Below are 8224 nucleotides of genomic sequence, written 5' to 3' on the forward strand. Positions count from 1 at the left end.
GCCACGGCCCGATCCCGACCGGAATCCCGGTCCCGCTCCGGGTCCCGCCCCTGACCTTGATCCCGGGCCCGGTCCCGATCCCGGTTCGGCGCCCCAGGTTGCCAGACCGGCGGAGGCCCCGGGGTCCTCCGGGTCCGTCAGGCCCGCCCCGTCGGACGACCCGCCACCGCCCGGGGCCGGTCCGCCCGGTTCCGTACTGCCCTGGTTCACCCCGGGCACCGTGCCGCCGGCCGGCTCAGCCCACCGGGAGCCCCGGGAGCCCCGGAAGCCCCGGGAGCACCACGAGCCCCAGGCGCCCCGGCCGGACCGGACATCCCGGAAGAAGGGGGAGCCGCAGGAGGGCCACCAGGACCACCTGCCTCAGACGCACCACGTATCCGCACCGTCCGACGAGGATCGACCGACCCGGAAGGGGACCTGAGTGAGTACGGAACGGAGAGTCGGCGCGGCGGCCGTGGCGCTGCTGCTCGGCGGCGCGGGTGTGCTGCTGGGCACGGGGGCCGCGCGCGCCGCCGAGGTGTCGTACGAGACCGAGTGCCTGCCGCCCCCGATCTCGGGCCTGCCACCGGTGCAGGGCACCACCACGGTGGATGTCCAGGCGCCGGCGACGGCCAAGGTCGGAGACGAGATCGAGGTGGTGTGGAAGACGGTCGTCGCCGCCTCCAAGAACCCGGACATCCTCGACCTGCCGAAGGACACCGTGAAACCCACCGGCACCATCACGGTGGGCGGTGCGCAGACCGGCGAGTTGCAGGTGGCCGGCGAGCGGAAGAACCCGCCGATTCCGAAGAACAGCCCCATGGTGCTGCCCGATATGAAGGCCAAGCTCAAGCTGGAGAAGGCCGGCGAGGTGACGCTGACCCCCGGCTTCTACAACATCAATGTCGACCAGCCGATCTCGACGGACACCAAGTGCACCCCGAAGCAGGCGGTGGACCCGGCGGTCAGGATCAAGGTGACGGAGTCGGGCGGCACCAGCTCCGGCGGTACGACCACCACCGGCGGGACCACGACCTCCGGCGGCACCACGACCTCCGGCGGCACGACCACCACGGGCGGCACCACCACCGGTGGCGGCGATCCGGGCGATGGCCCGCACCCCGGCAAGGACGTGCTGGTGGACTACGCCTGCAAGACCCCCATCGGGGACAAGCGGGCCACCTCCCCGGTCCGGATCGACGCCCAGGGCAAGGGCGGGTCGTACACCCTCACCGTCAGGTTCGGCGAGTCGGTGATGGACAGCCCGGCCGATATCCCGGCCGGCTCGGTGAAGCCCTCCATGGCGGTCGCCGTGGGCGGTGCGGACAAGGGCACGGTGGCCGTCGAGGGCCCCACCAACAAGGATCCGATCAAGTCCGGGGACCCCATCGCGATCCCCGACCTGACCGGCACCTACAAGCCGGGGGCGAGCGGCAAGGCCACCCTCACGCCCGGCGTGCTGACCGTGAAGGCGCTGGGCACCACGACCACCTGCACCCCGGCCAAGGATCCCGGGCCCTCGCTGGAGCTGGACACCAAGGCCCAGCCGGGCGGCACCACCGGGGGAGCCGGCGCCACCGGCGGTACGGGGAGCTCGGGGGGCACCGCCTCAGGGGCCGCGACCGGCGGCAGCGGTAGCGGTACCGCCGGAGGGCTGGCCGACACCGGGGCGTCCGGTCATGGCGGGCTCAAGGCGCTCGGCCTGATCGGCGGCACGATCGCCCTGCTGGGAGCGGGGCTCTTCACCGCCACCTCGGTACGCCGCCGCAACCTCCACCCCCGACCCTGACCCCAGCCGGCACGCACGCCCCGGCACACGCCGGCGCGAAACGGCCGAGGGCCCGGCGGGAGCTGTGAAGCTCGCGCCGGGCCCTCGGTGAGGCCGCTCGTCAGGGTCCCTCCGGGAGGGGAGCCGTCAGTGCTTCTCGCCCAGCACCTGGACCATCCGCTTGCGGTACATCCACACCGCGAAACCGGCCAGCACCGCCAGCGTCGCCTCCATGGCGATGATGCCCCGGCCACTGAGGTCCACCCCGCCGATGGAGAGCAGGCTGGTGGTGCAGTCACCGGCGGTGACCGCGAGGAACCAGACACCCATCATCTGGCTGGCGTACTTCGCCGGAGCCATCTTGGTGGTCACCGAGAGGCCCACCGGGGACAGGCACAGCTCACCCATGGTCTGCATCATGTAGATGGAGATCAGCCACAGCGGGGAGACGGTGGTGCCGCCGCCCGCCATGCCCATCGGCACGATGAAGACGAAGAACGAGGCGCCGATCAGGACCAGGGCCATGGCGAACTTGACCGTGGTGTTGGGCTCGCGGTTGCGGCGGGCCAGCGCCACCCACATCCAGGCGAAGACCGGGGCCAGCGCCATCACCCACAGCGGGTTGACCGACTGGAACCAGGACGACGGGAAGTGCATCCCCAGGACGTTGTCGTCGGTCTTGGTCTCCGCGAAGGCGGCCATCGTGGAGCCACCCTGGTCGTAGATCATCCAGAACACGGCGGCGGCGACGAAGAACCAGATGTAGCCGCTCATCCGGGTCTGCTCGGTGGCCGACAGGTCCTTGTCCCGCTTGATGCGCAGCAGCACACCGGTGGGGATCACCAGGCCGAGGATCGCGATCGGGACCAGCGCCCAGTTCAGGGTCCAGTGGCCGGTGCCCACCACGATGCCGTAGAAGACGGCGGCGATGGCCAGCCACATCAGGCCCCGGCGCAGCCACTCCTTGCGCTCCTGGACGCTCAGCGGGGTCGGGACGACCGAGCTGCGCGGGTCCAGGTGGCGGGTGCCGATCAGGAACTGGATCAGACCCAGGGCCATGCCCACCGCGGCGAGGGCGAAGCCCAGGTGCCAGTTGACCTGCTGGCCGACGGTGCCGATGACCAGCGGGGCGGCGAAGGCGCCGATGTTGATGCCCATGTAGAAGACGGTGAAGCCACCGTCCCGACGCGGGTCGTCCGGGCCCTTGTAGAGGTGGCCGACCATCGTGGAGATGTTGGCCTTGAGCAGACCGGAACCGAGCGCCACCAGCGCCAGACCCGCGAAGAACGCGCCCTGGCCGGGGATGGCCAGCGCCAGGTGGCCGGTCATGATGATGCTCGCCGCGATGGCGACGGTCTTGCGCGGGCCCCAGACCCGGTCACCGAACCAGCCACCGGGCATCGCCAGCAGGTAGACCATGGCCAGGTAGACCGAGTAGATCGCCGTGGCGTTGACGGCCGTCATGCCCAGGCCGCCGCCCTGCGCGTCCGGCTTCGCGTCCGGTCCGCCGGAGATCAGGTAGACCACGAGCAGTGCCCGCATGCCGTAGAAGCTGAAGCGCTCCCACATCTCGGTCATGAAGAGAGTGGCCAGTCCGCGGGGGTGGCCGAAGAAGGTCTTGCCGCTGTCCTGGGGGGTGCCCCGGCTCGCGGCGTCCTTCGTCAGGCTGGACGCCATGGTGTTTCCTTCGATTCGGTCGCTCTGTGCCGGCACCGGTGATACCGGTGGAGGCACAAAGAAGACCTCCGGCGCGTCATCGGGCCAAAAGTCCACGGGTAGTGCTAAAGACGTGTGGTCACGATAAGCCAGAACCTGCCCCATTTTGTTGGGCGTGAGAGAAAGGTCACGGGTGTCCGGTGCAACCGTATACATGCGGTGAGTGCGTCCGGGCAGGCCCGGAGGGACACCCGGGCGGACTACCATCACCCCATGACCCGAGTACTTCTCGCCGAGGATGACGCATCCATTTCGGAGCCGCTCGCCCGCGCGCTGCGCCGCGAGGGATACGAGGTAGAGGTGCGGGAGGACGGCCCGACCGCGCTGGACGCGGGGATGCAGGGCGGGGTGGATCTGCTCGTCCTCGACCTGGGTCTGCCGGGCATGGACGGCCTGGAGGTCTGCCGCCGGCTGCGCACCGAGGGCCACGGCTTCCCCGTACTGGTGCTCACCGCCCGCGCGGACGAGGTGGACACCGTGGTCGGGCTGGACGCCGGCGCCGACGACTACGTCACCAAGCCCTTCCGGCTCGCCGAGCTGCTCGCCCGGGTGCGGGCCCTGCTGCGGCGCGGCGCGGCCGAGACCCAGAACCAGGCGCCCGCCACCCACGGCGTACGGATCGACGTCGAGTCGCACCGGGCCTGGATGGGGGACGAGGAGCTCCAGCTCACCGCGAAGGAGTTCGACCTGCTGCGGGTGCTGGTGCGGGACGCGGGCCGGGTCGTCACCCGGGACCAGCTGATGCGCGAGGTCTGGGACACCACCTGGTGGTCCTCCACGAAGACCCTGGACATGCACATCTCCTGGCTGCGCAAGAAGCTCGGCGACGACGCCGCCAACCCCCGCTACATCGCCACCGTGCGCGGGGTCGGCTTCCGATTCGAGAAAAGCTGACCCGAGCTGACACCGTAGGGGTATGCGCCGCCGCCTGATCAACTCCACGCTCGCCGTGGTCCTCGTCGTCATCGCCGTCTTCGGGGTCTCGCTGGTGATCGTGGAGACCCGCACCATCGAGAACAGCGCCCAGGAGAGCGTGGAGTCCGACGCGGTGCGGCTGGTCAGCATCGTGGACACCCGGCTGATGGGCGGCGAGGCGATCACCGCGCACATCCTGCGCGACCAGATCGCGGGCGGCCGGTACGCCCGGATCCAGATCCCCGGTCGGGATCCGCTGGAGGTCGGCGAGCGGCCCTCCGGCAATGTGATCGCCTCCCGCAAGGCCGGCGAGCGGGGCGAGACGGTGCTGGTCGAGGCGTCCCGCTCCACGGTCAGCAAGGAGGTCGGGCGCACCCTCTTGATCATCCTGGCGGTGGCGCTGCTCGCCGTGCTGGCCGCCGTCCTCCTGGCCGTACGGCAGGCGCGCCGGCTCTCCGCGCCGCTCACCGACCTCGCCGAGACCGCCGAGCGCCTGGGCTCCGGCGACCCGCGGCCCCGGCACCGGCGCTACGGGGTGCCCGAGCTGGACCGGGTCGCCGATGTGCTGGACGCCAGCGCGGAGCGCATCGCCCGGATGCTCACCGCGGAGCGGCGGCTCGCCGCGGACGCCTCCCACCAGCTGCGTACGCCGCTGACCGCGCTGTCCATGCGGCTTGAGGAGATCACCCTCACCGACGATCCGGAGATCGTGAAGGAGGAGGCGACCATCGCGCTGGGCCAGGTGGAACGGCTCACCGACGTGGTGCAGCGGCTGCTCACCAACTCCCGCGACCCCCGCACCGGCTCCGCAGTCCCCTTCGATCTGGACGAGGTCGTCAAGCAGCAGATCGAGGAGTGGCGGCCGGCCTCCCGCAGCGAGGGCCGGGCCATCGTGCGCTCGGGCAAGCCGGGCCTGCGGGCCGTGGGCACCCCGGGCGCGGTGGCCCAGGTGCTGGCCACCCTGATCGAGAACTCGCTGATGCACGGCGACGGCACGGTCGCCATCCGCACCCGGGTCACCGGCAACCAGGCGGTGGTGGAGGTCACCGACGAGGGGCCGGGCGTCTCGCCCGACCTGGGCGCGCGGGTCTTCGAGCGCACCGTCAGCGGACGCAACTCCACCGGCCTCGGCCTGGCCGTCGCCCGGGACCTGGCCGAGGCGGACGGCGGGCGGCTGGAGCTGCTTCAGCAGCAGCCGCCGATCTTCGCGCTCTTCCTGAGCCGCGAGGCGGAGGAGTCGGCGGGAGAGGGCTGAGCCGACGGGCGATCCCCCCGGGCCGGGGTGGCTTCCAGGCGCCGGCCCGGGCGCCCGGATCGGCCGTCCGGAAGTTCCCGCGGGCTCGGCCGTTACTTGCGGGGCGTACCGGAGGGGGTCGGGCGCCGGGAGGTGTCCCGCGCCCCACGGCCGTCCTCGGGGGACCGCCCGCCGCTCTCGGCCCTGGCGGCCGCCGTGGCCTCCACCGGCTCCCGGGCGGGCAGTGTCCGGAAGACCCAGCTCCGGTAGGACCAGAAGCGGAAGAGCGTGGCCACCCCGATGCCCAGGAACTTGAAGACGTTGGCCTGGAGCCGGCTGTCCCAGCCGAAGCCGTAGGTGGTGACGAACAGCAGCCCGTTCTCGATCACCAGGCCGACCGCGCTGAACAGCAGGAACAGGGTCGCTTCCCGGGTGCGTCCGCTCTTGTCGCGGTCCCGGTAGGTGAAGTAGCGGAAGCCGACGTAGTTGAAGGCGATGGCCACGATGGTGGCGATGATGCTCGCCCGGACCATCGGCAGATCGCTGACATGCCGGATCAGGTTGAAGACGCCGAGGTTGACGCCCACGCCGAGGCCGCCGACGGCACCGAACTTGGCGATCTCCTGAGCGAGCTGCCTCACCCGCGCGCGCATAGTGCGCCGTTCACTCATGGTGATCGCTCAGCCCCGTTCATCGACATGGATATCAACGGCCATGCTAACCAGCCACGCCTGCCACGCCTGCGCGCGTGGGCGGAACGGGTGTGTCAGCCGGACGGTTCGGGGCCCGCTCGGGGCGGCCGGTCGGACCCCGCGCCACCAGGCGTTCTCTCGGAGGATCCTCCAAGTGCCGGGCGGCGCCAGTTCGCCGGGCGTTTACTCTGGGGAGGTGACTTTCCCGGTAGTCGGCATGGTCGGCGGTGGCCAGCTCGCTCGTATGACCCACGAGGCAGGCATCCCGCTCGGCGTCAGGTTCAAGCTGCTCAGTGACACTCCGCAGGATTCGGCGGCCCAAGTGGTCGGCGATGTCGTCGTCGGTGACTACCGCGATCTGGAGACCCTTCGTAGGTTCGCACAAGGCTGCGATGTCATCACCTTCGATCACGAGCATGTGCCCACCGAGCACCTGCGGGCACTGGAGGCCGACGGGATCCCGGTCCGGCCCGGTCCGGACGCCCTGGTGCACGCCCAGGACAAGGGTGTGATGCGGGCCAAGCTGACCGAGATCGGGGCGCCCTGCCCGCGGCACCGCATCGTGGCCGACCCGGCCGATGTGGCGGCCTTCGCCGCCGAGGGTGCCGGATTCCCGGTGGTGCTCAAGACGGTCCGCGGCGGCTACGACGGCAAGGGCGTCTGGGTGGTCCGCGACGAGCGGGAGGCCGCCGAGCCGTTCCACGCCGGGGTGCCGGTGCTGGCCGAGGAGAAGGTCGACTTCGTCCGCGAGCTGGCCGCCAACGTCGTACGGTCCCCGCACGGCCAGGCGGTGTCCTACCCGGTGGTGGAGTCCGTCCAGACCGACGGGGTGTGCGACACGGTGATCGCCCCGGCCCCCGGGCTGCCGGACGCGCTGGCCAGCCAGGCGCAGCAGCTCGCCCTGCGGATCGCCAAGGAACTGGGCGTGGTCGGGCATCTGGCGGTCGAGCTGTTCGAGACCGCGGACGGCCGGATCCTCGTCAACGAGCTGGCCATGCGCCCGCACAACTCCGGGCACTGGACCCAGGACGGCGCCGTCACCTCGCAGTTCGCCAACCATGTGCGGGCCGTCCTCGACCTGCCGCTGGGCGACCCGAGGCCGCGCGCCCCCTGGACCGTGATGGCCAATGTGCTCGGCGGCGACTACCCCGACATGTACTCGGCCTATCTGCACTGCATGGCCCGCGACCCCGGATTGAAGATCCACATGTATGGCAAGGAGGTGAAGCCGGGCCGTAAGGTCGGCCATGTCAACTGCTATGGCGACGATCTGGCCGAGGTGCGCGAGCGGGCCCGGCACGCCGCCGACTACCTCCGAGGGACCATAACCGAATGAGCAGCTCCACCCTTCCGACCCCCGGCCACCACCCCGGCGGGCACAGCTCGGACGGCCCCGTGGTCGGCATCGTGATGGGCTCCGACTCCGACTGGCCGGTCATGGAGGCCGCCGCCAAGGCCCTCGACGAGTTCGAGATCGACTACGAGGTCGACGTGGTCTCCGCGCACCGGATGCCGCGCGAGATGGTCTCCTACGGGGAGCACGCCGCCGACCGCGGCCTCAAGGTGATCATCGCGGGTGCGGGCGGCGCCGCGCATCTGCCGGGCATGCTCGCCTCGGTCACCCCGCTGCCGGTGATCGGCGTGCCGGTGCCGCTGAAGTACCTGGACGGCATGGACTCGCTGCTGTCGATCGTGCAGATGCCGGCCGGGGTGCCGGTCGCCACGGTCTCCATCGGCGGCGCCCGCAACGCGGGGCTGCTCGCCGCGCGGATCCTGGCCACCCAGGACCCGGAGCTGCTGGAGCGGATGCGGCACTTCCAGGACGAGCTGAACGAGCAGGCCACGGAGAAGGGGAAGAGGCTGCGGGCGAAGGTGGATGGGGCGGGGCGGTTCGGCTTCGCGAAGTAGGGGGTTGCCGGG

7 protein-coding genes are annotated in these 8224 nt (G+C 71.2%); 5 read left to right on the top strand and 2 right to left on the bottom strand.

Annotated elements, in window-relative coordinates; genetic code table 11:
* Positions 1–421 precede the first annotated feature (421 nt).
* On the top strand, positions 422–1768 hold the full coding sequence (locus E4099_RS25155) for a hypothetical protein (RefSeq protein ID WP_135341400.1): 1347 nt from the start codon (positions 422–424) through the stop codon (positions 1766–1768).
* Between the two features lie 126 nt (positions 1769–1894).
* On the opposite strand, the gene E4099_RS25160 is transcribed toward E4099_RS25155, so the two are convergent.
* Positions 1895–3424 (bottom strand): peptide MFS transporter, encoded by a 1530-nt coding sequence (locus E4099_RS25160; protein ID WP_135341401.1) that lies wholly within the window; start codon positions 3422–3424, stop codon positions 1895–1897.
* A gap of 252 nt (positions 3425–3676) precedes the next feature.
* Here E4099_RS25160 and E4099_RS25165 point away from each other — a divergent pair, with 252 nt between their 5' ends.
* Positions 3677–4357, top strand: coding sequence for a response regulator transcription factor (locus E4099_RS25165; protein WP_135341402.1), 681 nt, complete (start codon positions 3677–3679; stop codon positions 4355–4357).
* A gap of 22 nt (positions 4358–4379) precedes the next feature.
* Positions 4380–5633 (top strand): ATP-binding protein, encoded by a 1254-nt coding sequence (locus E4099_RS25170; protein WP_135341403.1) that lies wholly within the window; start codon positions 4380–4382, stop codon positions 5631–5633.
* A 92-nt stretch (positions 5634–5725) separates the two neighbouring features.
* Here the strand turns inward: E4099_RS25170 and E4099_RS25175 are convergent, their stop codons facing one another.
* Positions 5726–6283: a GtrA family protein gene (locus E4099_RS25175; RefSeq protein ID WP_135341404.1), complete on the bottom strand. Its 558-nt coding sequence runs from the start codon at positions 6281–6283 to the stop codon at positions 5726–5728.
* A gap of 166 nt (positions 6284–6449) precedes the next feature.
* On the opposite strand from E4099_RS25175, the gene E4099_RS25180 reads away from it, so the two are divergent.
* Both E4099_RS25180 and purE read left to right on the top strand, forming a co-directional pair.
* Complete coding sequence (locus E4099_RS25180) at positions 6450–7640, top strand: 5-(carboxyamino)imidazole ribonucleotide synthase (protein WP_386390079.1); 1191 nt, start codon at positions 6450–6452, stop codon at positions 7638–7640.
* Positions 7637–8212, top strand: coding sequence for a 5-(carboxyamino)imidazole ribonucleotide mutase (purE, locus tag E4099_RS25185; protein ID WP_135341406.1), 576 nt, complete (start codon positions 7637–7639; stop codon positions 8210–8212). The genes E4099_RS25180 and purE overlap by 4 nt, the downstream gene beginning before the upstream one ends.
* The last annotated feature ends 12 nt before the right edge of the window (positions 8213–8224 follow it).

Source organism: Streptomyces palmae (genome assembly GCF_004684805.1).
Taxonomy (GTDB): domain Bacteria; phylum Actinomycetota; class Actinomycetes; order Streptomycetales; family Streptomycetaceae; genus Streptomyces; species Streptomyces palmae.

Excerpts from the sequence above, each read along its gene's own strand:
- E4099_RS25160 (WP_135341401.1), bottom strand. The coding sequence starts at position 3,424 with ATGGCGTCCAGCCTGACGAAGGACGCCGCGAGCCGGGGCACCCCCCAG.
- E4099_RS25165 (WP_135341402.1), top strand. The coding sequence starts at position 3,677 with ATGACCCGAGTACTTCTCGCCGAGGATGACGCATCCATTTCGGAGCCG.
- E4099_RS25170 (WP_135341403.1), top strand. The coding sequence starts at position 4,380 with ATGCGCCGCCGCCTGATCAACTCCACGCTCGCCGTGGTCCTCGTCGTC.
- E4099_RS25175 (WP_135341404.1), bottom strand. The coding sequence starts at position 6,283 with ATGAGTGAACGGCGCACTATGCGCGCGCGGGTGAGGCAGCTCGCTCAG.
- purE (WP_135341406.1), top strand. The coding sequence starts at position 7,637 with ATGAGCAGCTCCACCCTTCCGACCCCCGGCCACCACCCCGGCGGGCAC.